Origin of the sequence: Streptomyces sp. NPDC091387, from assembly GCF_044756945.1 — a bacterium.
Taxonomy (GTDB): Bacteria; Actinomycetota; Actinomycetes; order Streptomycetales; family Streptomycetaceae; genus Streptomyces.
In genome coordinates, this window is record NZ_JBIVTZ010000005.1 from 142639 (window position 1) to 164960 (window position 22322).

The following is a 22322-nucleotide window of genomic DNA, read 5'->3' on the forward strand; positions in this document are numbered from 1 at the left end:
GCGCTGGTCGAAGGGTCAGGCGCTGGTCACGTACGCGGCGGCCGAGGCCTCCTTCTCCAGCAGGATCATCCGGACGCCGTCCCGGCCGGTGGCATTGCCCACGGGGGCGTAACCGGCCCGGCGGTAGAGCCGCAGATTGCTCTCGCTGAGGTGTCCGGTGTGCAGCCGGAACCGGGTGGCCGACCGCTGGCCGGCGAGTCCGGACTCCGCCGCCCGCAGCAGTCGGGCGCCGAGGCCGTGACCCTGGAGCCGGGGGTGGACGCAGAGCCGCCCTATCTCCCCGACGCCGTCCTGATCCGCCGATCCCCGTACCGAACCGACGACTTCCTCACCGAGCCGCGCCACGAACACCAGGTTCGTGGCGATTTCGGCGCGCAACGAGTCGAGGGTCTGGACGAGCGGGTCGATCCGGTAGTTCCCGTACAGCTCCGCCTCGCTCTGAAAACAGAGGTACTGGAGTTTCAAGATCTGTTCGGCGTCCTGTGTGCCCGCCGCCGAGATGATCACGCTCATGCCCATCCGCGCACGCCTCCCGCTCATCTGATCCGCCGGTTGTCTACCGCTCCTTTCCCCGCAGTTCAGGAGCTACAACCTCCGCCGCCAGCATTCTGCGCAGACATCCCAGGCATCGGGAACGGATCGGACCCAAACTCCCCTGTGACATACCCAACTCCCCTGCGATTTCCCGGTAGGTGGGATCGCTCGGGGCGAGCATCGCCCTCAGCAGGCGTGCGCAGCGGGCGGGGAGCCGGTCCACCGCCGCGCGCAGCACCCGGCGTTCGTCGGCGCCGGCGAACGCCCGCTCGGGGCAGCCGGCCGGATCGGGGGCGGTCTCGTCACGGTAGGGCCGTTCGTGCCGGGCGGTGCGGCGGGCCCGGCGGGCCTCTCCGCGCACGGTGTCCCGCACCCAGCGCGCGGCGTCCGCCGGCGGCCCCTGCTCGGGCAGCCGCTCCAGCAGGCGCAGCCAGACGGTCTGTTCGAGATCGGCGGGGTCGACGGCGGCGCCGGTCGCCGAGGCCGCTGCCTCGGCTCCGGCCTCGGCGCTGACCAGCGGATACAGGGTCCGGACGACGGTTGCGGGGGCCGGGAGGGACGGCGCCGCATGAAGATCGGGAAGCGTCATGCACCCACCCGACGCGCTTCTCCGCCGGCCGGTTGCCGAACCGGACGAGCACCACCCGACCGGGGCACTCCCGGCCGGGTGCTGACGGACCCGTGCGGTCCGGCGGCCACCGGCCGGGGCGGGCACGCTACTTGCCCGTGAAGTCCGCCGCCGCGAGCAGCGCCGTGTCCGGGTTGTCGGAGAAGATCCCGTCGATGCCCGTCGCGAAGTACGCGGCGAAGGCCCCGAACGCGTCCCCGTAGGCGTTGGGGTCGCTGCCGCGCCGGAAGTCGGCGGGCAGGAAGGTGTTCTCGTTGCGCATCGTGTAGGGGTGCAGGATCAGCCCCTGGGCGTGCGCGTCGCGTACCAGGGTGGTGGGTTCGGCGAGCTTGCCCGAGCCGTCCTTGGGGATGATCAGGTCCAGGGTGGGGCCGATGCCCTGGGCGAAGGACGCCAACCACTTCAGACCGGCGGGCTTCACCAGGTCGTCGGTGGTGCGCGGGTCGCCGGTCGCCGTGAAGTCCCAGGGCTGGGTCCCGGTGCCCGAGAGCAGGACGACGCGCGGAGTGGCGACGAGCTTCGACAGCCGCTGGATGCTGCTGGGTTCGAAGGACTGGAGGATCAGCGGCGACTGGGCGCGGTGGCGGTCGTAGCGGCGCAGCAGCTTGACGAGCCGTTCCTCGAGGCCGAGGCCGAGGCCGCGGAAGTAGGTGGGGTGCTTGGTCTCGACGTACAGCCAGACCTGCTTGCCGCGCCTGCGGCCCTCGCGGTCGGCCCAGCGCAGGACCTCCTCGAAGGTGGGGATCTCCCAGCGGCCGTCGTAGAGCGTGTTCTTCTGGCGGTTGCCCGGGATGCGCTCCTTGGCGCGCAGCGTCTTCAGTTCGGCGAGGGTGAAGTCCTCGGTGAACCAGCCGGTGATCGGGATGCCGTCGACCGTCTTGGTGGTCCTGCGGCTCGCGAACTCGGGGTGGGCGGAGACATCGGTGGTGGCGGTGATGTCGTTCTCGTGACGGCAGACGAGGTGGCCGTCGCTGGTCGGCACCAGGTCCTGCTCGATGATGTGCGCGCCCATGTCGAGGGCCAGCTGGTACGAGCCGAGGGTGTGCTCGGGGCGGTATCCGCTGGTGCCCCGGTGTCCGATGACGGTCGGCACCGGGAGGTCGAGGCGGTGTCCGGGGCCGCCGTGGCCGGACCGTTCCGCGGTGTTCCCGGCGGCCCGTGCCGTACCGGTCAGGCCGATGGCCGCGGTACCGAGTACGGCGGCCCCCGCGCCCATGACGGTCCGTCGTCCGGGGGTGGCCTGCGCACGCTCTGTCATGAATGCTCCTCGCATATGATGTCCGGCACCTGTCGAGCGAGGCCCGAGCGTAGGCAGCTCGGCGGTCCGGACGGCGGCACCCGGGCCAACATGGCGCAAACACACGTCAACACTGCGTATCCGCTGCGTGAACCCGATGTGCGATCAGGGAGTTCCCGCGAGTATCGTCCTCACCTGCATGTACCGCTCAATTCGTCGCTCGGCCGGCCCGGCCGCTACACCGGAGGAACCGTTGTCCCGACTCGCACTCATCAAGGCAGTGCTCGGACCGATCCTGCGCCTGATGTTCCGGCCGCGGGTGGAGGGCATCGAGAACATTCCGGGATCCGGGCCGGTGATCCTCGCGGGAAACCACCTCACGTTCATCGACTCGATGATCATGCCGATCTGCTGCGACCGGCCGGTGTGCTTCATCGGCAAGGACGAGTACGTCACGGGCAAGGGCTTCAAGGGCCGCCTGATGGCCTGGTTCTTCACGGGCGTCGGCATGGTCCCGGTGGACCGGGACGGCGGCCGCGGCGGTGTCGCGGCGCTGATGACGGGCCGCCGGGTGCTGGAGGAGGGCAAGGCCTTCGCGATCTACCCGGAGGGGACCCGCTCCCCCGACGGCCGCCTCTACCGGGGCCGTACGGGCATCGCACGGCTGACGCTGATGACGGGTGCGCCGGTCGTGCCGTTCGCGATGATCGGTACGGACAAGCTCCAGCCGGGAGGCTCCGGTGTCCCGCGGCCGGGCAAGGTCACGGTCCGCTTCGGTGAGCCGATGGAGTTCTCGCGTTACGAGGGCATGGACCGCGACCGCTACGTGCTGCGGGCGGTGACGGACTCCGTGATGGCCGAGGTGATGCGGCTGTCCGGCCAGGAGTACGTCGACATGTACGCCACGAAGGCCAAGGCCGCCTGAGCCGACGCGGAGCACCGCGTCAGGGACATACGGAAGGGCCCGTACCCCGGTTGGGGGTACGGGCCCTTCCGCACATCCGTTCCACCCGTCCGGACCGCACGGGACGGACGGGCTCCTCACGCCTGACCTAGTCGTGCACGATGCCTTCCTCCAGCTTCTGGCCGCGCAGCAGGAACCACGCCGCGACCGCCGTCGTCAGGAGGACGGCGGCGCCGAAGACCGACGCGAGCCGCAGGCCGTCGACGAACGCGTCCTGGGCGGCGTGGACCAGTGCGGTCCCCTGTTGTTCCGTGAGTGTCTTGGCCGCTTCGACGGCGCCGCCCAGCGATTCGTGGGCGGCCGACGAGGTGGGTGCCGGTACCCCCGCCGGAGTGGCGAAGTCCTGGTAGACGCCGGTGACGATGGAGCCGAGCAGGGCGATGCCGAGAGCGGCGCCGAGCTCGTACGCCGTCTCGGAGACCGCGGACGCGGAGCCCGCGTGCTCCTTCGGGACGCTGGAGAGGATCACGTCGGAGGTCACCGTGAAGGCGAAGCCCGCGCCCACGCCCACGATCAGGAGGAGGGCGCCGATCAGCGGATACGCGGTGTCCTTGTGGATCGCGGCGACCGCGGCCAGCGACAGGCCGATCGCCGCGAGGCCCCCCGACACCACGGACCGCACCGAGAAGCGGCGGGCGGTGACGCCGGCCAGCAGGCCCGCGGTGACCGCGCCGACCGCTGCCGGCAGTTCGGCGAGACCGGCCTCCAGCGGTCCGCGCCCCTGGACCAGTTGCAGGAACTGGGAGAGGAAGAAGACCAGGCCGGACAGGCCGAGGATGGTCAGCAGATCGGCGAGCACGGCGCCGGAGAAGCCCCGGTGGTGGAAGAGCCGCATGTCCAGCAGGGGCGCGGGGAGCCGGAACTGCCGGCGTACGAACCAGACGAGCGCGGCCGCTCCCCCGATGCCCGCGAGCGCGACCGGCCAGCTCCCGCCGTGCGCCGCCAGCTCCTTGATGGCGTACACGACGCCGATCATGCCGACGAGCGAGAGCAGCACGCTGACCACGTCCCACGGTCCGGGCGCGGGGTTCTTCGACTCGGGGATCATCTTGATCCCGACGACGACGAGCACGGCCATGACCGGCAGGTTGATCAGGAAGACCGAGCCCCACCAGAAGTGCTCCAGGAGGAAACCGCCGACGACGGGGCCGACCGCCGCACCGGCCGAGGCCATCGCCCCCCAGATGCCGACGGCGAGGCTGCGCTCGCGTGCGTCGTGGAAGAGGTTGCGGATCAGGGCGAGGGTGGACGGCATCAGAGTGGCGCCGGCGACGCCGAGCAGGGCCCGCGCCAGGATCATCATCTCCGGCGTCGACGCGTAGGCGTTGAGCACCGAGACCGCGCCGAAGGCGGTGGCTCCGCAGAGCAGCAGCTTCTTTCGGCCGATGCGGTCACCGAGGCTGCCCATGGAGACCAGGAGACCGGCGATGACGAAGGAGTAGACGTCACCGATCCAGAGCAGCTGGGTGCCGGACGGCTTGAGGTCCTCGGTGAGGAAGGGGGTGGCGAGACCGAGCACGGTCGCGTCGACGGCCACCAGCAGCACCGCGAGCACGAGCACGGACAGCGCGATCCACCGCCCGGGGCGGCGCAGCTCGGTCGGGGCTCCCGGGTGCTGTTCCATACTGCTCATTGCTCCACGCTCCGGCGTGCGCCGCCGAGCAGCAACTCGACGATCATGTACTGGAAGTCCTGTGCGGCCACCCGGCCCGCCTGAACGGCCCAGGCGCAGGTGCCGATGAGCCCGTAGAGGGCCTCGGTCAGCCAGGCGGGGGTCAGGTCGATCCGGAATTCGCCGCGCTCCTGGCCGCGCCGGAAGAAGGCCGAGACCCGGGCGTCCAGCCGGTCCCAGCCCTCGTTCAGCTCGTCGCCCTCGAAGAGCTGGTTCTCGGACACGAGGAAGGACAGGAGCCCGGCGCTCGGCTCAAGGGCCGCGACGAAGCGGCGCAGCGCCTCCTGCGAGGTGCCCCGGTCGAGCTCCGCGGCATCGAGCGCCGCTTCGAACTCCTGGATTCCCAGGTTCTCCAGCGCCCTGACCAGGGCGTCCCGCCCGGCGAAGTGCCGGTGCAGGGTGGCGCGGCCGATACCCGCGGCCTTGGCGACCTCGTCCATGGTGGCGGTCGATTTACGGGTCAGCAGGGCGGCGGCGCTGCGCAGTACCTGCTCACGATCGAGAGTCATGAGACGAGATTAGCCCGCATGAGACATGACTGTCTCATGCGGGTCGGCCGAAGGGATCTCCGCCCGGTAGGGATACCGCCGTAAGTGGGGCAGCCGGAATGGGGCGGCCGTTCACGTGGTTGTGGATGTACCGCACTTCGGTGAGCAGCGGCTCAGGGGAAGGAGCGTCCCGGCGGGAACGCGGATTCCGCCGGCGCGGTAAGTGAACGGGTTCCGATGGCCCGGCTGTCACGCCGGGCGGGAGGAGAGCCGTCGGCGGGGCCGTATCGTGGCGGTCGGCCCCAGGTGTGCCGGGCTCCGGCCGGAGGGTCGTGAGCACGAACCCACTCCTTGCCACTTTTAACTTATAGCGCATGGGGGGGCTTGCGGCAAGACCCGGGTGATGGCGCAGAATCATCGGCCGAGGCCAGAATTTTGCGGAGATGGGTGAGTCACGAAGTGCGTGTGCTGTTGTCGGCCGGTGGGTCGCGCGGGGACGTCGAACCGCTGCCGGGACCCGCGGGGCGGTTGCGGGCCGTCGGCACGGAGGTACGGCTGAACGCGCCGCCGCCGCGGCTGCCCCGGCGCGCGGCCGCGTCGGCCACCGGCCTGCTCGGACGGCGGTCCTGGAGGCCGCCGCGCGCCCGGCCCGGGTTCCGGTGAACCGCCCGGAACCACCGAGCCAGGACCAGGTACCCGAGAACCCGTAAACCCTGGCGGACTGAACCGGCACCCAGCCACGGCGTCCACACCCGGACGGAGCTCCGCCCCGTCACGGCCACCACGTACGCCGCGCCGGTCCAGGCGCCCTGCTGCGCGCATCGACTGCAAGCGGCCCCAGATCGGAGCTGATGACGTGAATCCCCTGACCACCAGCGCGTTCGACCTTCCCGACCGCCTCTCCCCCAAGGCCGACCCGGCGCTGATCGCCGGCGACGAGCAGCACTTCGCCGCCATCGCACAATGCCTCGACGAGTCGATCGCCGAGCTGACCGAGCGGCTGGCCGCCGAGCGCAGGACGCCCGGCGGTGCGGGCCGGCAGGCAATGGACCGGGACGTGGAGATCCACCGGCTGACCGCCCGGCTGCGCGCGCTGCGCCGCTTCGGTCTGGACCTCTGCCTCGGGCACATGGTCGCGGCGGACGACCCCGAGCCCCTGTACATCGGACGGCTCGGGCTCACCGACAGCTCGGGCCGCCGGCTGCTCATCGACTGGCGCTCCCCCGCGGCCGAGCCGTTCTTCGGAGCCACCCACGCCAACCCGATGGGGCTGGCGAGCCGCCGCAGGTACCGCTGGACGCGCGGCCGGATCAGCGACTACTGGGACGAGGTGTTCACCGCGGAGGGGTTCGCCGGGCACGCCGCGCTCGACGACCAGTCCGCCTTCATCGCCAGCCTGGGCAGTAACCGGTCGGCCCGGATGCGGGACGTACTGGGCACCATCCAGGCCGACCAGGACGCCATCATCCGCGCGGGGTCCCGCGGCGCACTCGTCGTCGACGGGGGCCCGGGTACGGGCAAGACCGTCGTCGCCCTGCACCGTTCCGCCTACCTCCTCTACTCCGACCCCCGTCTCGGTCACCGCCGGGGCGGTGTGCTGTTCGTCGGCCCGCACCAGCCCTACCTGGGCTACGTCGCCGACGTCCTGCCCAGCCTCGGGGAGGAGGGCGTGCAGACCTGCACCCTGCGGGACCTCGTGGCCGAGGGGGCCGCGGCAGGAGCGGAGGCCGACCCGGAGGTGGCCCGCCTGAAGTCCTCCAGGAATCTGGTGGCGGCGGTCGACGCGGCCGCCAGGTTCTACGAGGAGCCGCCCGCCAAGGGGATGACGGTCACGACCCACTGGTCCGACATCCAGCTGACCGCCGGCGACTGGGCCGTGGCGTTCGAGGCGGCGGAACCCGGCACTCCGCACAACGAGGCGCGCGACCAGGTCCGCGAGGAGCTGCTCACGATCCTGGTCGACAAGCACGAGGGCGACGTCTCCGACGAGGTGCTCCGCAAGTCGCTGCTGAAGAACCGGGAGCTGCTCACGACCTTCGACCGCGCGTGGCCGCTGCTCGAGGCGGCCGACGTCGTCGGGGACCTCTGGTCGGTCCCCGCCTACCTGCGCAGATGCGCCCCCTGGCTCACCCCCGACGAGGTGTCGCGGCTCCAGCGGGAGGACCCCCAGGCGTGGACGGTGTCCGACCTGCCGTACCTGGACGCGGCACGCCAGCGGCTGGGCGACCCGGAGGCGTCCCGGCGCAGCCGTCGGCACCAGGCCGCGCTCGCCGCGGACCGCGAGCACATGGACAAGGTCATCGACACCCTGTTGCAGGCCGACGACGACGGCGAGGGTGCGGTGACGATGCTGCACGGGAAGGACCTCCAGGAGGCCCTGGTCGACGACAGCGGGGCGCCCGGCACCGAACCGGACCTGCTCGCCGGCCCGTTCGCGCACATCGTCGTGGACGAGGCTCAGGAACTGACCGACGCGGAGTGGCAGATGCTGCTGATCCGGTGCCCGTCGGGAAGCTTCACCATCGTCGGGGACCGCGCCCAGGCCCGGCACGGGTTCACCGAGTCGTGGCAGGAACGGCTGAGGCGGATCGGGCTCGACCGGATCAACCTGGCCTCCCTCAGCATCAACTACCGGACGCCCGAGGAGATCATGGCGGAGGCCGAGCCGGTCATCCGGGCCGTGCTGCCGGACGCCAACGTCCCGGCCTCCGTCCGCAGCAGCGGGCTCCCCGTCGTGCACGGATCGGTCGCGGACCTGGGCTCGGTGCTCGACACCTGGCTCGCCGCACACACCGACGGGATCGCCTGCGTCGTCGGCGATCCCACGTTCCGGTCGACGCCGCGCGTCCGGTCGCTGGCCCCGGAGCTGACCAAGGGGCTCGAGTTCGACCTGGTCGTCCTCATCGACCCGGAGACGTTCGGCGAGGGCATCGAAGGAGCGGTCGACCGCTATGTCGCGATGACCCGGGCGACCCAGCAGCTCGTCATGCTCACCAGCCCCTGAGGGAGCGAACCGTACGTCCGCTCCCGGCCGGGGCCGGGGGCGGACGGCGGCTCAGCTCCAGGGCAGCGACGCGCGGTGCCTCCAGTACGCCTCCGGCTCCTCCACCAGTGCGTCCAGCCGCGCGCGCCGCTCCTCGTCGAGGCCGAGGACGGCCGCGTGGAGGTTGCCGGCGAGCTGGCCGACGGTCGCGGCGCCGGAGAGCACGACCCCGGCCCACGGCTGGTGCAGCACCAGCGCCAGGGCCACCGCGTCGCTGCCGAGCCCCTCCTCGGTGGCGATCTCCCGCACCGCGGCGGGGCCCTCCGTGCCCGCCAGCCGGCCGTTGGCCATGGCCTCCTTGACGATCACGGTGAGTCCGGCGGCGTGGGCGTCGGCCAGTGCCGGTCCGGCCGAGGTCTCCAGCGCGTTGTAGGTGGCCTGGACGGTACGGAAGAGCGGCTCGCCGTCGACCGTGACGGCGAGGGCCGCCCGGATCGCGTCGGCCTGCGCGGGCCCGCTGGTGGAGAGGCCGACGCTGACCCCTTCGGCGGCGAGCTCGGCGAGGCGGGCGTGCAGCTCCTTGTCCGTCAGGGCCGGGCTGTCCGGGGTGACGGAGTGGATCTGGTAGAGGTCGAGCCGGTCGCCGAGCAGCGCGGCGGTCTCGGCGCGCTGGCGCTCGTAGGCGGCGAGGCTGTGGTCCTTGACCTCGTGCGCCTCGGCGTCGACGCTCCAGTCGGCGGTGTACGTGTAGCCCCACTTGCTCCCGATGACGACGTCACGCACCTCGGGCCGGGCCTTCAGCCAGTCGGCGAGGAACTCCTCGGAGCGGCCGTAGGAGCGGGCCGCGTCGAAGTAGCGGACGCCCTGTGCGTAGGCGGCGTCGAGCAGTTCGTGCGTACGGGAGCGCAGCGCGTCGGCGGTGCGCTCGTCGGGCAGGTCGCGGTCACGGTGGAGATTGATGTAGCCGGGCCTGCCGACCGCTGCCAGGCCGAGCCCGATGTGGGCGGTCGGGGTGGTGGTGCTGGCCAGTCGGGCGAAGGGCATCGCGGGCTCCTCGTGGTCGGTGGGGAACGCGGCCGGGGTCCGTCCGGCCCCGGTCCGCCGCGCAGGTCGTGGGGTGCACCTGCCCGGACCTGATCCGGACAGGCCCCATGACCCAACGTAGCCCGCGATGCCGGCCTGCTACCCGCGCGCCGTCGCCCAGGCGTGCTGCGTCGCGAGGTCCGCCTTGACCTCGGCGAGCTGGACGGCGACCGCGGAGGGGGCCGTGCCGCCGCGGGCGTTGCGGGAGGCCAGTGCGCCGGCCACGTCGAGGACCGTGCGGACCTCGGGGGTGAGGTGCTCGGAGATCTTCGCGAACTGCTCGTCGGTCAGCTCGTCGAGCTCGATGCCGTGCAGCTCGCACTCCTTGACGCAACTGCCGGCGACCTCGTGGGCGACGCGGAAGGGCACGCCCTGCTTGACCAGCCACTCCGCGATGTCGGTGGCGAGCGAGAAGCCGGCCGGGGCCAGCTCCTGCATGCGCTCATGGTTGACGGTGAGCGTGGCCATCATGCCGGTGAAGGCGGGCAGCAGGACTTCGAGCTGGTCACAGGAGTCGAAGACCGGCTCCTTGTCCTCCTGGAGGTCGCGGTTGTACGCGAGCGGCAGGGCCTTCAGCGTGGCCATCAGCCCGGTGAGGTTGCCGATGAGCCGCCCCGACTTGCCCCGCGCCAGTTCGGCGATGTCGGGGTTCTTCTTCTGCGGCATGATCGAGGAGCCGGTGGAGAAGGCGTCGTGGAGGGTGACGAAGGAGAACTCCTTCGTGTTCCAGATGATGATCTCCTCGGCGATCCGGGAGAGGTTGACGCCGATCATCGCGGTGATGAACGCGAACTCCGCGACGAAGTCCCGCGAGGCCGTGCCGTCGATGGAGTTGGCCACCGAACCGCGCTCGAAGCCCAGGTCGGCCGCGACCGCCTCCGGGTCGAGGCCGAGCGAGGAGCCGGCCAGAGCGCCCGAGCCGTACGGCGAGACGGCGGTCCGCTCGTCCCACTGGCGCAGCCGCTCGGCGTCCCGGGACAGGGACTGCACATGGGCCAGGATGTGGTGGGCGAAGAGCACGGGCTGGGCGTGCTGGAGGTGCGTACGGCCGGGCATGGCCACGTCCGGGTGGGCCTCCGCGAGGCCGACCAGGGCGTCCTGCAGCTCGGCGACGAGGCCGCCGATGATCCGGGCGTGGTCGCGCAGGTACATCCGGAAGAGTGTGGCGATCTGGTCGTTGCGGGAGCGACCGGCCCGCAGCTTGCCGCCGAGGTCGGGGCCGAGCCGCTCCAGCAGACCGCGCTCCAGGGCGGTGTGGACGTCCTCGTCGGCGACGGTGCCGGTGAACGAGCCGTCCGCGACGTCCGCCTCCAGCTGGTCGAGGCCGGCGGCCATCCGCTTCAGCTCGTCCTCGGTGAGCAGGCCCGCCTTGTTGAGGACGCGCGCGTGGGCGCGGGAGCCGGCGATGTCGTACGGCGCCAGGCGCCAGTCGAAGTGGACGGACGCGGACAGCTTGGCCAGCGCCTCGGCCGGACCGTCGGCGAAACGGGCGCCCCAGAGGCGTACGTCGCTGTTGCCGTTGCCGTTGCCGTTGCCGTTGCTCACTGCGTGCTCCTCGGGAGAAGGGGGTTGGATGTGCGACCGCCTCCCCGCACGGAGGGCCGGGAGGCGGTGACGTAACGGGGAGGGGTCAGGCCAGGTCACGCTTGGCGGCGATCTTCGACGAGAGGCCGAAGATCTCGATGAAGCCCTGTGCCTTGGACTGGTCGAAGGTGTCGCCGGAGTCGTACGTGGCGAGGTTGAAGTCGTACAGCGACTCGCTGGACCGGCGGCCGGTGACGACGGCGCGGCCGGCGTGCAGGGTCATCCGGATGTCGCCGGTGACGTGCTGGTTGGCCTCGTTGATGAAGCCGTCCAAGGCGCGCTTGAGCGGGGAGAACCACAGGCCGTCGTAGACCATCTCGCCCCAGCGCTGCTCGACCTGCCGCTTGTAGCGGGCGAGTTCGCGCTCGACGGTGACGTTCTCCAGCTCCTGGTGGGCGGTGATCAGTGCGATCGCGCCCGGTGCCTCGTACACCTCACGGGACTTGATGCCCACGAGCCGGTCCTCGACGATGTCGATCCGGCCGATGCCCTGGCCGCCGGCCCGCTCGTTGAGCTGCTGGATGGCCTGGAGCACGGTGACGGGCCTGCCGTCGAGGGCGACCGGCACCCCCTCCTTGAAGGAGATGACGACCTCGTCGGCCTCGCGCGGGGTGGCGGGGTCGGCGGTGTACTCGTAGATGTCCTCGATCGGCGCGTTCCAGATGTCCTCCAGGAAGCCCGTCTCGACCGCGCGCCCGAAGACGTTCTGGTCGATGGAGTACGGGGACTTCTTGGTGGTCGCGATCGGGAGGTTCTTCTCCTCGCAGAAGGCGATCGCCCTGTCCCGGGTCATCGCGTAGTCGCGGACCGGGGCGATGCACTTCAGGTCGGGGCCGAGCGCGGAGATACCGGCCTCGAAGCGGACCTGGTCGTTGCCCTTGCCGGTGCAGCCATGGGCGACGACGCTCGCGCCGTGCTTGTCGGCGGCGGCCACCAGGTGCTTGACGATGGCCGGCCGGGAGAGCGCCGAGACCAGCGGATAGCGGTCCATGTAGAGGGCGTTGGCCTTGATCGCCGGGAGGCAGTACTCCTCGGCGAACTCGTCCTTCGCGTCGGCGACCTCGGCCTCGACCGCGCCGCAGGCGAGCGCGCGCTTCCGGATGACGTCCAGGTCCTCGCCGCCCTGGCCGACGTCCACCGCGACGGCGATGACCTCTGCGCCGGTCTCCTCGGCGATCCAGCCGATGGCGACGGAGGTGTCAAGGCCGCCCGAGTAGGCGAGTACGACGCGCTCGGTCACGGGTTTCTCCTCACGGTGCAATCACTGACAGGTATAACTATGCGTTCCTCCGTATAGTTTGTCAAAGATGCAGGTGAGGGCGGGCGCGGAAGCCCCATCCCCGCGTCCGGGAAGCCCCTCAAGCACGCGGGGAGGAGCGGGCGACCTCCCAGGCCGCCTCGATCATCCGGAAGATCTCGTCCACCGCGGCGTCCGGATCGGCTTCCTCGCGGGCCAGCGAATAGGTGTCGACCACGAACCTCGCGATGGCCCGGCAGGCCGTCGCGGTCAGCGACAGACCGGGGTCCGCGGCGAGGGCGGCCGCCAGCGACTCGGCGTGGCGCAGCCTCATCGACTCCTCGTACTCCCGCAGGGCGGCCGATCCGACGACCATGCGCCAGACCGGGGCGGCGCCGTTCGCCCGGCAGTGCCGGACCAGGACCAGGATCTCGCGGCGCAGCGCGGGGATGAGCGGCTCGTGCGGCGCACGGTCGGTGACCGCTCCGGTGAGGCGTTGCTCGAAGTCGTCGTCCCGCTCGAACACCAGGGCCTCTTTGGAGGCGAAGTGGGAGAAGAGCGTGGTGACGGCCACATCGGCCTCGGCGGCCACGTCGCGGATACCCACCGCGTCGTACCCCCGCTCCAGGAAGAGCCGCATCGCGGTGTCTGCGATCTTCTGGCGGGTCGCGGCCTTCTTGCGCTCACGGCGTCCGGACTGCACGGTCATGGCCTGACACTATCAGGTACAAAACAATAACTGTTCTGAAACACTAACGGTTAGTGCTACGGTCGGCCGCATGAGAAAAGTGAGCTTCGCCGAGTTCGGCGGCCCGGAGGTCCTGCACCTCATAGATGCCGAGGAGCCCCACGCGGGCCCCGGCCGGATACGCATCGCCGTGCGGGCGGCGGGCGTGAATCCCGTCGACTGGAGAATCCGTGAGGGCCAGATCCTGGGGGCCCATCCGGTCGAGCTGCCCGCCGGAGTCGGGCTGGACGCCTCCGGGGTGGTGGACGAGGTCGGTGCGGGCGTCGAAGGGGTCGAGGCCGGCGACCGCGTGTTCGGCGAGGGTTCGAGCACCTATGCCGAGTTCGCCGTGCTGTCTGCCTGGGCGCTGATGCCCGAGGGGCTGACGTTCGGCGAGGCGGCCGGGTACCCCTCCGTGGTGGAGACCGCGCTGCGCGTCATCCGGGAGGTCGGTGTGCGGCCCGGACAGACGCTGCTGGCCAGCGGCGCGTCCGGAGGAGTCGGATCGGCGGTGCTGCAGATCGCCCGCGCCCGCGGCATCAGGGTGATCGGCACGGCCGGGGCCGCCAACCAGGACTACCTGCGCGGCCTGGGTGCCGTCGCCACGACGTACGGCGAGGGCTGGGTCGAGCGGGTGCGGCGGCTCGGCCCGGTCGACGCGGCCCTCGACCTGGCCGGCTCGGGGGTGATCCGCGAGCTGGTCGCGCTGACCGGGGACCCGGGGAAGGTGATCTCCATCGCCGATCTCTCGGCGGCGGAGTCCGGCGTCCGGTTCTCCGGCGTGGCCGGGAGCGTGCCCGATGCGCTCGCCGAGGCCGTCGGCCTCATCGCGCGGGGAGAGCTGCACATCCCCGTCGAGAAGGCGTACCCGCTCACCGAGGCCGCGGCGGCGCACATCGACAGCCGGGCCGGTCACGCGCGCGGGCGCCGGATCATCGTCGTCTGAGCCGGTTCCCGGGGCTTTCCGGGCGGTGGTGAACGTGCGTACCGCCGCCCGGCCTGCCGCGCCTGTCCCACGGGCTGGAAACCCCTGTTGCCGAGGGAGGCGGAGCGGATAATCGCCCCCATGGGAAAGACATACGAACGCATCGACGGGCGGCTGCGGACCTTCATCGAGGAACAGCACGTCTTTTTCACGGCGACCGCACCGCTGGACGGCGACGGCACGGTCAACCTCTCCCCCAAGGGCGTCAGCGGTTCCTTCGTGCTGCTCGACGAGCTGCGGATGGCGTATCTGGACTTCGCCGGGAGCAATGCGGAGACGGTGGCGCACCTTCGCGAGAACGGCCGGATCACCCTGATGTGGTGCGCCTTCCAGGGCCCGCCCACCATCGTGCGGGTGCACGGCCGAGGGGAGCCGGTGTTCCGCGACGATCCCCGCTTCGCCGGGCTGCTCGAACGGTTCGACGGGGTGGACCACACCCGGCACGGACTCCGGGCGATCATCGTGGTGGAGGCCGAACTGATCCGGGACTCCTGCGGATACGCGGTCCCCTTCATGTCGTACGACGAGGACCGGCCGCTGCACGCCAAGCGCTTCGCACGGGACGACGACGCCTCGCTCAGCGCCTACTTCGAGAAGAAGGAGCACATCGCCACCAGCATCGACGGGCTGCCGGGGCTGCCCCTCCCGCTGCCCGCCCTGCCGCCCGCGCGGTGAGCGGTTGGGCCGTACGGAGCAGGTGCGCGGGTGGCCGGGCACGGGCCGGTCTACGGTCCGGGACATGCGCAGATGTCTGGTGACGTGTTCGGTACTGCTCGCCCTCGCCGCCCTGACCGGGGCCCGGCCCCCGGCGGACCCGCCGCTGCCGCAGCGGCTGGCCGACACGGGCGGCGGCTCCCAGCTGATCACGGCCGAGGCCTCCGCCGCGGGGGCGACCACGGGCACGGTCACCTGGTGGAGCCTGCGCTCCGGCCGCTGGGTGGCGGCAGGGTCCGCGCCCGCCCGGTTCGGGGCGAACGGGCTGACCGAGGGTGCCTCGCGCAAGCAGGGCACCGACACCACGCCCACCGGTCTGTACGACCTGCCGTACGCCTTCGGGGTGGCGGCGGCCCCGCCCGGCACCCGCTCCTCCTACCGCCGGGTCCACAACGGTTCGTGGTGGTGTCAGGACAACGCGGCGCGGGCGTACAACCGGTGGGTGGAGCCACGGCCGGCCGACTGCCGGGCCTCGGAGGCCGAGCAGCTGATCACGTATCCGGCGCAGTACGCCCGTGCGCTCGTCGTGGGGTTCAACTACCACCGTCCGGTGCGCGGGCGGGGCGCCGGGATCTTTCTGCACGTCAACGGGCGTGGTGCGACCGCCGGTTGTGTCTCCGTACCGGCGGCCGCGATGGACCGGATCCTGGCCTGGGCCGATCCGGCCCGCCGTCCGCACATCGCGATCGGGACCCGCTCGGGCCCGACCGCGATCACACGCTACTGACCGTCAGCGGTCGTTCTGTGCGAGCCGCAGCAGATGGTCGGCGAGCGCCTGACCGCCCGCCGGGTCGCGGCTGATCAGCATCAGCGTGTCGTCACCGGCGATGGTGCCGAGGATGTCGTGCAGTTCCGCCTGGTCGATGGACGAGGCGAGGAACTGGGCGGCGCCCGGAGGCGTCCGCAGCACCACGAGGTTGGCAGAGGCCTCCGCCGAGATGAGCAGTTCGGCGGAGAGGCGCCGCATCCTCTCCTCCTTCGCGGAGCCGCCGAGCGGTGCGTGCGGGGTACGGAAACCGCCCTCGCTCGGCACCGCGTAGATCAGCTCGCCGCCGGTGTTACGGATCTTCACCGCACCCAGTTCGTCGAGATCCCGGGAGAGCGTCGCCTGGGTGACGCTCAGCCCGTCGTCCGCGAGGAGCTTGGCCAGCTGGCTCTGCGAGCGCACCGGCAGCCGGTTCAGGATGTCCACGATCCGGCGGTGGCGCGCCGTACGGGTCTGCGGCACGGACGGCCCGCCGTGCTCGGATTCCTGCGCCTCGGTCATCGTCGTCGCCTCATTCTCCGGAAGGTCATTCTCCGGATCGTCCGTATGCCGCGTCGAGTATGCCGGGAAGCGCCTGGAGGAACGTGTCCACCTCCGCGTCACCGATGATCAGGGGCGGCATCAGCCGTACGACATCGGGTGCGGGTGCGTTCACCAGGAGTCCGGCTCCCTGAGCCGCCTGCTGCACCTGGGGTGCGAGGGGCTCGGTGAGCACGATACCCAGCAGCAGGCCGGAGCCCCGGACATGGGAGACCAGGGGGTGTCCGAGCCCCTCGACGCCCTCCCTGATCCGTTCGCCGAGCCGCTTCACGTTGTCGAGCACGCCGCCGGCGGCCAGGGTGTCCAGGACCGCGAGGCCGGCGGCGCAGGCGACCGGGTTGCCGCCGAACGTCGTGCCGTGCTGGCCGGGCTCCAGCAGGTCCGCGGCCGCTCCGAACGCCACCGTGGCGCCGATCGGCAGTCCGCCGCCGAGCCCCTTGGCGAGGGTGACGAGGTCGGGCTCGACGCCTTGGTGGGCCTGGTGCTCGAACCAGGTGCCGCACCGGCCGATCCCGGTCTGCACCTCGTCGAGCACGAGCAGGGTGCCGGTGGCCCGGGTGATCTCCCGGGCGGCCTCCAGATAGCCCTTGGGCGGGACGACCACACCGTTCTCGCCCTGGATCGGCTCGATGACGAGCAGCGCGGTGTCGGTGGTCACCGCGGCCCGCAGCGCCTCGACGTCCCCGTACGGGACATGGGTGACGTCGCCGGGCAGCGGGGTGAAGGGCTCGCGCTTCTTCGGCTGGCCGGTGAGCGCGAGAGCGCCCATGGTGCGGCCGTGGAAACCGCCGTCGGTGGCGACCATGTGGCCGCGCCCGGTCAGCCGGCCGATCTTGAACGCGGCCTCGACCGCCTCGGCGCCCGAGTTGGAGAAGAAGACCTTGCCGGTGCGGCCGAAGAGCTGGAGCAGCCGTTCGGCGAGCGCGACGGGCGGTTCGGCGACGAAGAGGTTGGAGACGTGGCCGAGGGAGGCGATCTGGGTGGAGACCGCCTCGACGATCGCGGGGTGGGCGTGGCCCAGCGCGTTCACCGCGATACCGCCGACGAAGTCGAGGTACCGGGTGCCGTCGGCGTCCCGGACGTAGGCGCCGGAGCCGCTGACGAGGGACAGCTTCGGGGTGCCGTAGTTGTCCATCAGCGCGGTCTTCCAGCGCTGCGAGAGCTCGGCGTTGGTCATGCTTCCCCCTGTGCGTCGGGCACGACCATCGTGCCGATTCCCTCGTCGGTGAAGATCTCCAGCAGGATCGAGTGCTGGACCCGTCCGTCGATGACCCTGGCGGTCTCGACGCCGTTGCGCACGGCGTGCAGACAGCCCTGCATCTTGGGCACCATTCCGCTGGAGAGCTCCGGCAGGAGCCGCTCCAGCTCGGTGGCGGTGAGGCGGCTGATCACGTCGTCGCTGTTGGGCCAGTCCTCGTAGAGGCCCTCGACGTCGGTGAGGACCATCAGCGTCTCGGCGTCCAGCGCGGCGGCGAGCGCGGCGGCCGCGGTGTCGGCGTTGACGTTGTAGACGTGGTTGTCGTCGGCGGAGCGGGCGATGGAGGAGATGACCGGGATGCGGCCGTCGTCCAGCAACGCCTGGATGGCCCCGGTGTCGATCGCGGTGATCTCGCCGACCCGGCCGATGTCGACGGCCTCGCCGTCGATGACGGGCCGGTGCTGGGTGGCGGTGATGGTGTGGGCGTCCTCGCCGGTCATGCCGACGGCGAGCGGCCCGTGCTGGTTGAGCAGGCCCACCAGTTCGCGCTGGACCTGTCCGGCGAGCACCATCCGTACGACGTCCATCGCCTCGGGCGTGGTGACGCGGAGCCCGGCCTTGAACTCGCTGACCAGTCCCTGCTTGTCGAGCTGGGCGCTGATCTGCGGGCCGCCGCCGTGCACGACGACGGGCTTGAGGCCGGCGTGCCGCAGGAAGACGACGTCCTGCGCGAAGGCCGCCTTCAGCCCCTCGTCGATCATGGCGTTGCCGCCGAACTTGATGACGACGGTCTTGCCGTTGTGCCGGGTCAGCCAGGGCAGCGCCTCGATGAGGATCTGCGCCTTCGGGAGTGCGGTGTGCTTCCGCGCGGTGCTCATGAGCTGTACGCGCTGTTCTCGTGGACGTAGTCCGCGGTGAGGTCGTTGGCCCAGATGACGGCCGACTCGGTGCCCGCGGCGAGGTCGGCGGTGATCCTGACCTCCCGGTAGCGCATGTCGACGAGGTCGCGGTCCTCGCCCACCCCGCCGTTCTTGCAGACCCAGACGTCGTTGATGGCGACGTTCAGCTCGTCGGGCTCGAAGGCCGCCTTGGTCGTGCCGATGGCGGAGAGCACCCGGCCCCAGTTGGGGTCCTCGCCGTGGATGGCGCACTTGAGGAGGTTGTTACGGGCGATGGAGCGGCCCACCTCGACGGCGTCGGCCTCGGTCGCGGCGTTGACGACCTCGATCCGGATGTCCTTGGACGCGCCTTCCGCGTCACCGATCAGCTGCCGGGCCAGGTCGTCGCAGACAGCCCGTACGGCCTCGGCGAACTCCCCCTGCTCCGGGGTGATTCCGCTGGCCCCCGAGGCCAGCAGCAGCACGGTGTCGTTGGTGGACATGCAGCCGTCGGAGTCGATCCGGTCGAAGGTGGTGCGGGTCGCGTCGCGCAGCGCGGTGTCGAGCCCGGCGGTGTCCACGTCGGCGTCGGTGGTGAGCACGACGAGCATGGTGGCGAGGCCGGGCGCCAGCATGCCCGCGCCCTTCGCCATCCCGCCGACGGTCCAGCCCGTACCGCCGGCGACGGCTGTCTTGTGCACGGTGTCGGTGGTCTTGATGGCGATGGCGGCCTTCTCGCCGCCGTGCTCGCTCAGGACGGCCGCGGCCTTCTCGATGCCCGGCAGCAGCTTGTCCATCGGGAGCAGGAGGCCGATGAGCCCGGTCGAGGCGACGGCGATCTCACCGGCGCTGTGGCCCTTGAGGACCTCGGCGGCCTTCTCGGCGGTGGCGTGGGTGTCCTGGAAGCCCTGCGGTCCCGTACAGGCGTTGGCGCCACCGGAGTTGAGGACGACGGCGGTCACCTCGCCGCCCTTGAGGACCTGCTCCGACCAGCGGACGGGGGCGGCCTTGACACGGTTGGAGGTGAAGACGCCCGCGGCGGCGCGACGCGGACCGTTGTTGACCACGAGGGCCAGGTCCGGGTTACCGCTGTCCTTGATTCCGGCGGCGATGCCCGCCGCCGAGAATCCCTGTGCTGCCGTGACGCTCACGGTGCGACTCCGATCGTGGAAAGACCTGTGTCCTCGGGAAGTCCGAGGGCGATGTTCATGCTCTGCAGGGCGCCGCCCGCGGTGCCCTTGGCGAGGTTGTCGATGGCGCTGATGACGACGATCCGGCCGGCCGCCTCGTCGTACGCGACCTGGATCTGGACGGCGTTGGAGCCGTACACGGCGGCGGTCGCGGGCCACTGCCCCTCGGGCAGCAGATCGACGAACGGCTCGTCCGCGAAGGCCTTCTCGTACGCGGTACGGAGCACCTCGGCACTCACGCCCGGCTTCGCCTTCGCGCTGCACGTGGCGAGGATGCCGCGGGGCATCGGCGCGAGGGTCGGCGTGAAGGAGACGGTCACCGGCTCACCGGCCGCGGCGCTGAGGTTCTGGATCATCTCGGGTGTGTGCCGGTGGACACCGCCGACGCCGTACGGCGACATGTTGCCCATCACCTCGGAGCCGAGCAGGTGCGGCTTGGCGGCCTTGCCCGCGCCGGAGGTCCCCGAGGCGGCGACGATCACGGCCTCGGGCTCGGCGAGCTGGGCCGCGTACGCCGGGAAGAGTGCGAGCGACACGGCGGTGGGGTAGCAGCCGGGCACCGCGATACGCTTGCTCCCCGCCAGCCCGGCGCGGCCGCCGGGCAGCTCGGGCAGACCGTACGGCCAGGTTCCCGCATGCGGCGAGGCGTAGAACTTCTCCCAGTCCGCGGCGTCCTTGAGCCGGAAGTCGGCTCCCATGTCCACCACGAGCACGTCGTCACCGAGCTGCTCCGCCACGGCGGCGGACTGCCCGTGCGGCAGCGCGAGGAACACCACGTCGTGCCCGGCGAGCACCTCGGGCGTGGTCGGCTGAAGCACCCGCCCGGCGAGCGGCCGCAGATGCGGCTGCAACGCCCCGAGCGGCTGTCCCGCGTTGGAGTTCGCGGTGAGGGCGCCGATCTCGACCTCCGGGTGGACCAGCAGAAGACGGAGCAGTTCCCCGCCGGCGTATCCGCTCGCCCCTGCCACCGCTGCACGTACCACCATCGAAATCCTCCTCGTCGATGGCATGACTATACGCAACATCGCACTTTTATGCAAAGAAATGGATGGATGTGGCGTGATCCCGACGGAGTCCGGGATCTCGGACGCCATGAAGTGACGCTCCACCTCCACCCGCGGTCACACCCGGCCTTCCGCCGCCCCGCTCCCACGCAAATACCCCTGTTGCACATAGGTTGCAGGAGCAACCCATACGCGACAGGTGTCGAAGGCGAAGCGAAGGAAGACCCCCATGGCAGCCTCTCCCGCCCCACCGGTCGCCCCCCGTTCCCGCCTGCGCCGTCTGGCCGGTTCCATGACCCGGGCCGAGTGGCGGCGGATGGCGGGGATGGCGGCCTTCATCGCGGCCCTGCATGTGATCGGCTGGTTCACCCTGGTCTCGATCGTCACGCCCGAGCACTACACCCTCGGGGAGAAGACCTTCGGCATCGGTATCGGGGTCACCGCGTACACCCTGGGCATGCGGCACGCCTTCGACGCCGACCACATCGCGGCCATCGACAACACCACCCGCAAGCTGATGCACGAGGGCCGGCGGCCGCTGTCGGTCGGCTTCTGGTTCTCCCTGGGCCACTCCAGCATCGTCTTCGCGCTGGCGGTCCTGCTGTCGCTGGGTGTCAAGGCCCTCGCCGGGCCCGTGAAGAACGACAACTCCACCCTCCACACCGCCACCGGCTGGATCGGGACCACCGTCTCCGGGACCTTCCTCTACCTCATCGCGATCATCAACCTCGTGATCCTCACCGGGATCTGGAAGGTCTTCCGCGAAATGCGGCGAGGACACTTCGACGAAGCCGCGCTCGAGGAGCAGCTGAACAACCGAGGGCTGATGAACCGGCTGCTGGGGCGGCTGATGAAGTCCCTCACCAAGCCGTGGCAGATGTATCCGCTGGGCCTGCTGTTCGGCCTCGGCTTCGACACCGCCACCGAGATCGCCCTGCTGGTCCTGGCCGGCACCGGCGCCGCCTCGGGGCTGCCCTGGTACGCCATCCTCTGTCTGCCCGTGCTGTTCGCGGCAGGCATGTCCCTGCTGGACACCATCGACGGCACCTTCATGAACTTCGCCTACGGCTGGGCGTTCTCCAAGCCGGTCCGCAAGGTCTACTACAACCTCACCATCACCGGTCTGTCCGTCGCCGTCGCCCTGATCATCGGCACCGTCGAACTCCTCGGCCTGGTCGGCGAGAAGGCCGGCCTCCACGGACCGTTCTGGGACTGGATCACCGGCCTCGACCTCAACATCCTCGGCTACCTGATCGTCGGCCTGTTCGTCGTCACCTGGATCGCCGCGCTGGCCGTGTGGAAGTTCGGCCGCATCGAGGAGAAATGGAGCGCGCACCTGAGCGGCCCGCCCTCCCCGCCCTCCCCGCCCCCGCCCGGGGGGCCGGGGCCGCGATAGCGGGAGGTCCGGCCCCTCGCACCGCAAGGAGCCGGGGCCGGGGCGAGCCTGTCTCAGCGTCTTTGGCCGATCTTCTCTTCCCGCATCAGCTCCGCCAGCTCGGCGTCCGACAGCGGGTGCAGCGTGTCCAGGAGACGCCGCAGCCCGGGTTCGCGAGGGTCTGGCTGGTGACCTCGGCCTCCGCGTCCCCGAGGTGGCGGGAGAGAGTGACGGCGCGGCCACCGGGGAAGGTGCGGACCATACGTAACCCGCCGTGCGCGTCCACCGTGCAGGAGACATCCTTCTGCGCGGGCTCGGGGCATCGCGGTGCCGGAGAGAGCGCCGAGCGCACGTTGAGGTCCACGTACGCCGACTCGTCCCGCCGGACGGAACGGTAGTCGACACTGAAGCAGGCGGGTCCGGCCTCGGCGCGGGTCACCTCCATGCCGTCCGGCGCGGCGCCCAAGTACAGCAGTTCCGCGTGCTCCCGGTAGCGCGCGACCTCCGCGTCGTGCCGGCGCTGCTTCGACTGCGC

General features: G+C 71.1%; 21 protein-coding genes. 6 read left to right on the forward strand and 15 right to left on the reverse strand.

Translation table 11 applies throughout. The annotated features are described in order from the left end of the window. Window positions 1-15: 15 nt before the first annotated feature. The 3 genes from ACIQM0_RS12270 to ACIQM0_RS12280 form a co-directional block, all read right to left on the reverse strand. A complete protein-coding gene (locus ACIQM0_RS12270; RefSeq protein WP_401286124.1) occupies window positions 16-519 on the reverse strand; it encodes a GNAT family N-acetyltransferase in 504 nt (167 codons plus the stop codon). A gap of 37 nt (window positions 520-556) precedes the next feature. Continuing rightward, a complete protein-coding gene (locus ACIQM0_RS12275; RefSeq protein WP_401285905.1) occupies window positions 557-1123 on the reverse strand; it encodes a sigma-70 family RNA polymerase sigma factor in 567 nt (188 codons plus the stop codon). Between the two features lie 127 nt (window positions 1124-1250). After that, entirely contained in the window at window positions 1251-2420 is a 1170-nt protein-coding gene (locus ACIQM0_RS12280) for a glycerophosphodiester phosphodiesterase (RefSeq protein ID WP_401285906.1), read from the reverse strand. Window positions 2421-2652: 232 nt separating this feature from the next. Here ACIQM0_RS12280 and ACIQM0_RS12285 point away from each other — a divergent pair, with 232 nt between their 5' ends. Then, complete coding sequence (locus tag ACIQM0_RS12285) at window positions 2653-3324, forward strand: lysophospholipid acyltransferase family protein (protein WP_363031173.1); 672 nt, start codon at window positions 2653-2655, stop codon at window positions 3322-3324. Window positions 3325-3451: 127 nt separating this feature from the next. Here ACIQM0_RS12285 and ACIQM0_RS12290 read toward each other — a convergent pair whose 3' ends face one another. Both ACIQM0_RS12290 and ACIQM0_RS12295 read right to left on the reverse strand, forming a co-directional pair. Continuing rightward, window positions 3452-4996: an MFS transporter gene (locus ACIQM0_RS12290; RefSeq protein ID WP_401285907.1), complete on the reverse strand. Its 1545-nt coding sequence runs from the start codon at window positions 4994-4996 to the stop codon at window positions 3452-3454. Next, window positions 4993-5544, reverse strand: coding sequence for a TetR/AcrR family transcriptional regulator (locus tag ACIQM0_RS12295; protein WP_363031171.1), 552 nt, complete (start codon window positions 5542-5544; stop codon window positions 4993-4995). Before ACIQM0_RS12295 ends, ACIQM0_RS12290 begins: the two co-directional genes overlap by 4 nt. An 835-nt stretch (window positions 5545-6379) precedes the next feature. On the opposite strand from ACIQM0_RS12295, the gene helR reads away from it, so the two are divergent. Then, window positions 6380-8527 carry an RNA polymerase recycling motor ATPase HelR gene (gene helR / locus ACIQM0_RS12300; RefSeq protein ID WP_401285908.1) on the forward strand — a complete coding sequence of 716 codons (2148 nt, stop codon included), beginning with the start codon at window positions 6380-6382 and terminating at the stop codon, window positions 8525-8527. Window positions 8528-8578: 51 nt separating this feature from the next. Here helR and ACIQM0_RS12305 read toward each other — a convergent pair whose 3' ends face one another. From ACIQM0_RS12305 to ACIQM0_RS12320, 4 genes are all read right to left on the reverse strand, one after another. Next, the gene (locus tag ACIQM0_RS12305) at window positions 8579-9550 is read right to left on the reverse strand and encodes an aldo/keto reductase (RefSeq protein ID WP_401285909.1); all 972 of its coding nucleotides are present in this window, start codon (window positions 9548-9550) and stop codon (window positions 8579-8581) included. A gap of 138 nt (window positions 9551-9688) precedes the next feature. Further along, window positions 9689-11134, reverse strand: a complete 1446-nt coding sequence (gene argH / locus ACIQM0_RS12310; RefSeq protein WP_401285910.1) for an argininosuccinate lyase — start codon at window positions 11132-11134, stop codon at window positions 9689-9691. Between the two features lie 85 nt (window positions 11135-11219). Next, window positions 11220-12413, reverse strand: coding sequence for an argininosuccinate synthase (locus tag ACIQM0_RS12315; protein WP_385032742.1), 1194 nt, complete (start codon window positions 12411-12413; stop codon window positions 11220-11222). Window positions 12414-12531: 118 nt separating this feature from the next. Next, window positions 12532-13119 carry a TetR/AcrR family transcriptional regulator gene (locus ACIQM0_RS12320; protein WP_401285911.1) on the reverse strand — a complete coding sequence of 196 codons (588 nt, stop codon included), beginning with the start codon at window positions 13117-13119 and terminating at the stop codon, window positions 12532-12534. 70 nt (window positions 13120-13189) lie between these two features. On the opposite strand from ACIQM0_RS12320, the gene ACIQM0_RS12325 reads away from it, so the two are divergent. The 3 genes from ACIQM0_RS12325 (at window position 13190) to ACIQM0_RS12335 (ending at window position 15563) form a co-directional block, all read left to right on the forward strand. Then, the gene (locus tag ACIQM0_RS12325) at window positions 13190-14083 is read left to right on the forward strand and encodes an NADP-dependent oxidoreductase (RefSeq protein ID WP_401285912.1); all 894 of its coding nucleotides are present in this window, start codon (window positions 13190-13192) and stop codon (window positions 14081-14083) included. 120 nt (window positions 14084-14203) lie between these two features. Further along, a complete protein-coding gene (locus ACIQM0_RS12330; protein WP_401285913.1) occupies window positions 14204-14797 on the forward strand; it encodes a pyridoxamine 5'-phosphate oxidase family protein in 594 nt (197 codons plus the stop codon). A 64-nt stretch (window positions 14798-14861) separates the two neighbouring features. Next, window positions 14862-15563 (forward strand): L,D-transpeptidase, encoded by a 702-nt coding sequence (locus ACIQM0_RS12335; RefSeq protein ID WP_401285914.1) that lies wholly within the window; start codon window positions 14862-14864, stop codon window positions 15561-15563. A 3-nt stretch (window positions 15564-15566) separates the two neighbouring features. Here ACIQM0_RS12335 and ACIQM0_RS12340 read toward each other — a convergent pair whose 3' ends face one another. The 5 genes from ACIQM0_RS12340 to argC are packed head-to-tail and all read right to left on the reverse strand — an operon-like array spanning window position 15567 to window position 20394. Continuing rightward, the gene (locus ACIQM0_RS12340) at window positions 15567-16103 is read right to left on the reverse strand and encodes an arginine repressor (RefSeq protein ID WP_123468525.1); all 537 of its coding nucleotides are present in this window, start codon (window positions 16101-16103) and stop codon (window positions 15567-15569) included. Window positions 16104-16128: 25 nt separating this feature from the next. After that, the gene (locus ACIQM0_RS12345; protein WP_401285915.1) at window positions 16129-17319 is read right to left on the reverse strand and encodes an acetylornithine transaminase; all 1191 of its coding nucleotides are present in this window, start codon (window positions 17317-17319) and stop codon (window positions 16129-16131) included. After that, entirely contained in the window at window positions 17316-18218 is a 903-nt protein-coding gene (gene argB / locus ACIQM0_RS12350) for an acetylglutamate kinase (protein WP_401285916.1), read from the reverse strand. The genes ACIQM0_RS12345 and argB overlap by 4 nt, the downstream gene beginning before the upstream one ends. Continuing rightward, window positions 18215-19369: a bifunctional glutamate N-acetyltransferase/amino-acid acetyltransferase ArgJ gene (argJ, locus tag ACIQM0_RS12355; protein ID WP_401285917.1), complete on the reverse strand. Its 1155-nt coding sequence runs from the start codon at window positions 19367-19369 to the stop codon at window positions 18215-18217. The genes argB and argJ overlap by 4 nt, the downstream gene beginning before the upstream one ends. Further along, window positions 19366-20394 (reverse strand): N-acetyl-gamma-glutamyl-phosphate reductase, encoded by a 1029-nt coding sequence (gene argC, locus ACIQM0_RS12360; RefSeq protein ID WP_401285918.1) that lies wholly within the window; start codon window positions 20392-20394, stop codon window positions 19366-19368. The genes argJ and argC overlap by 4 nt, the downstream gene beginning before the upstream one ends. 247 nt (window positions 20395-20641) lie before the next feature. Between argC and ACIQM0_RS12365 the strand changes: the two genes are divergently transcribed. After that, window positions 20642-21808 carry a HoxN/HupN/NixA family nickel/cobalt transporter gene (locus tag ACIQM0_RS12365; RefSeq protein ID WP_401285919.1) on the forward strand — a complete coding sequence of 389 codons (1167 nt, stop codon included), beginning with the start codon at window positions 20642-20644 and terminating at the stop codon, window positions 21806-21808. Window positions 21809-21893: 85 nt separating this feature from the next. Here ACIQM0_RS12365 and ACIQM0_RS12370 read toward each other — a convergent pair whose 3' ends face one another. Next, window positions 21894-22253 (reverse strand): hypothetical protein, encoded by a 360-nt coding sequence (locus tag ACIQM0_RS12370; protein WP_401285920.1) that lies wholly within the window; start codon window positions 22251-22253, stop codon window positions 21894-21896. Between the last annotated feature and the right edge of the window lie 69 nt (window positions 22254-22322).

Bases quoted from the DNA above. Each gene is read 5' to 3' on its own strand.
- ACIQM0_RS12345 (WP_401285915.1), bottom strand. From the start codon at position 17,319: ATGACCAACGCCGAGCTCTCGCAGCGCTGGAAGACCGCGCTGATGGAC.
- ACIQM0_RS12295 (WP_363031171.1), bottom strand. From the start codon at position 5,544: ATGACTCTCGATCGTGAGCAGGTACTGCGCAGCGCCGCCGCCCTGCTG.
- ACIQM0_RS12335 (WP_401285914.1), top strand. From the start codon at position 14,862: ATGCGCAGATGTCTGGTGACGTGTTCGGTACTGCTCGCCCTCGCCGCC.
- ACIQM0_RS12290 (WP_401285907.1), bottom strand. From the start codon at position 4,996: ATGAGCAGTATGGAACAGCACCCGGGAGCCCCGACCGAGCTGCGCCGC.
- argC (WP_401285918.1), bottom strand. From the start codon at position 20,394: ATGGTGGTACGTGCAGCGGTGGCAGGGGCGAGCGGATACGCCGGCGGG.
- ACIQM0_RS12340 (WP_123468525.1), bottom strand. From the start codon at position 16,103: ATGACCGAGGCGCAGGAATCCGAGCACGGCGGGCCGTCCGTGCCGCAG.
- ACIQM0_RS12305 (WP_401285909.1), bottom strand. From the start codon at position 9,550: ATGCCCTTCGCCCGACTGGCCAGCACCACCACCCCGACCGCCCACATC.
- ACIQM0_RS12330 (WP_401285913.1), top strand. From the start codon at position 14,204: ATGGGAAAGACATACGAACGCATCGACGGGCGGCTGCGGACCTTCATC.
- ACIQM0_RS12325 (WP_401285912.1), top strand. From the start codon at position 13,190: ATGAGAAAAGTGAGCTTCGCCGAGTTCGGCGGCCCGGAGGTCCTGCAC.
- ACIQM0_RS12280 (WP_401285906.1), bottom strand. From the start codon at position 2,420: ATGACAGAGCGTGCGCAGGCCACCCCCGGACGACGGACCGTCATGGGC.
- ACIQM0_RS12275 (WP_401285905.1), bottom strand. From the start codon at position 1,123: ATGACGCTTCCCGATCTTCATGCGGCGCCGTCCCTCCCGGCCCCCGCA.
- ACIQM0_RS12365 (WP_401285919.1), top strand. From the start codon at position 20,642: ATGGCAGCCTCTCCCGCCCCACCGGTCGCCCCCCGTTCCCGCCTGCGC.
- argB (WP_401285916.1), bottom strand. From the start codon at position 18,218: ATGAGCACCGCGCGGAAGCACACCGCACTCCCGAAGGCGCAGATCCTC.
- ACIQM0_RS12320 (WP_401285911.1), bottom strand. From the start codon at position 13,119: ATGACCGTGCAGTCCGGACGCCGTGAGCGCAAGAAGGCCGCGACCCGC.
- ACIQM0_RS12270 (WP_401286124.1), bottom strand. From the start codon at position 519: ATGGGCATGAGCGTGATCATCTCGGCGGCGGGCACACAGGACGCCGAA.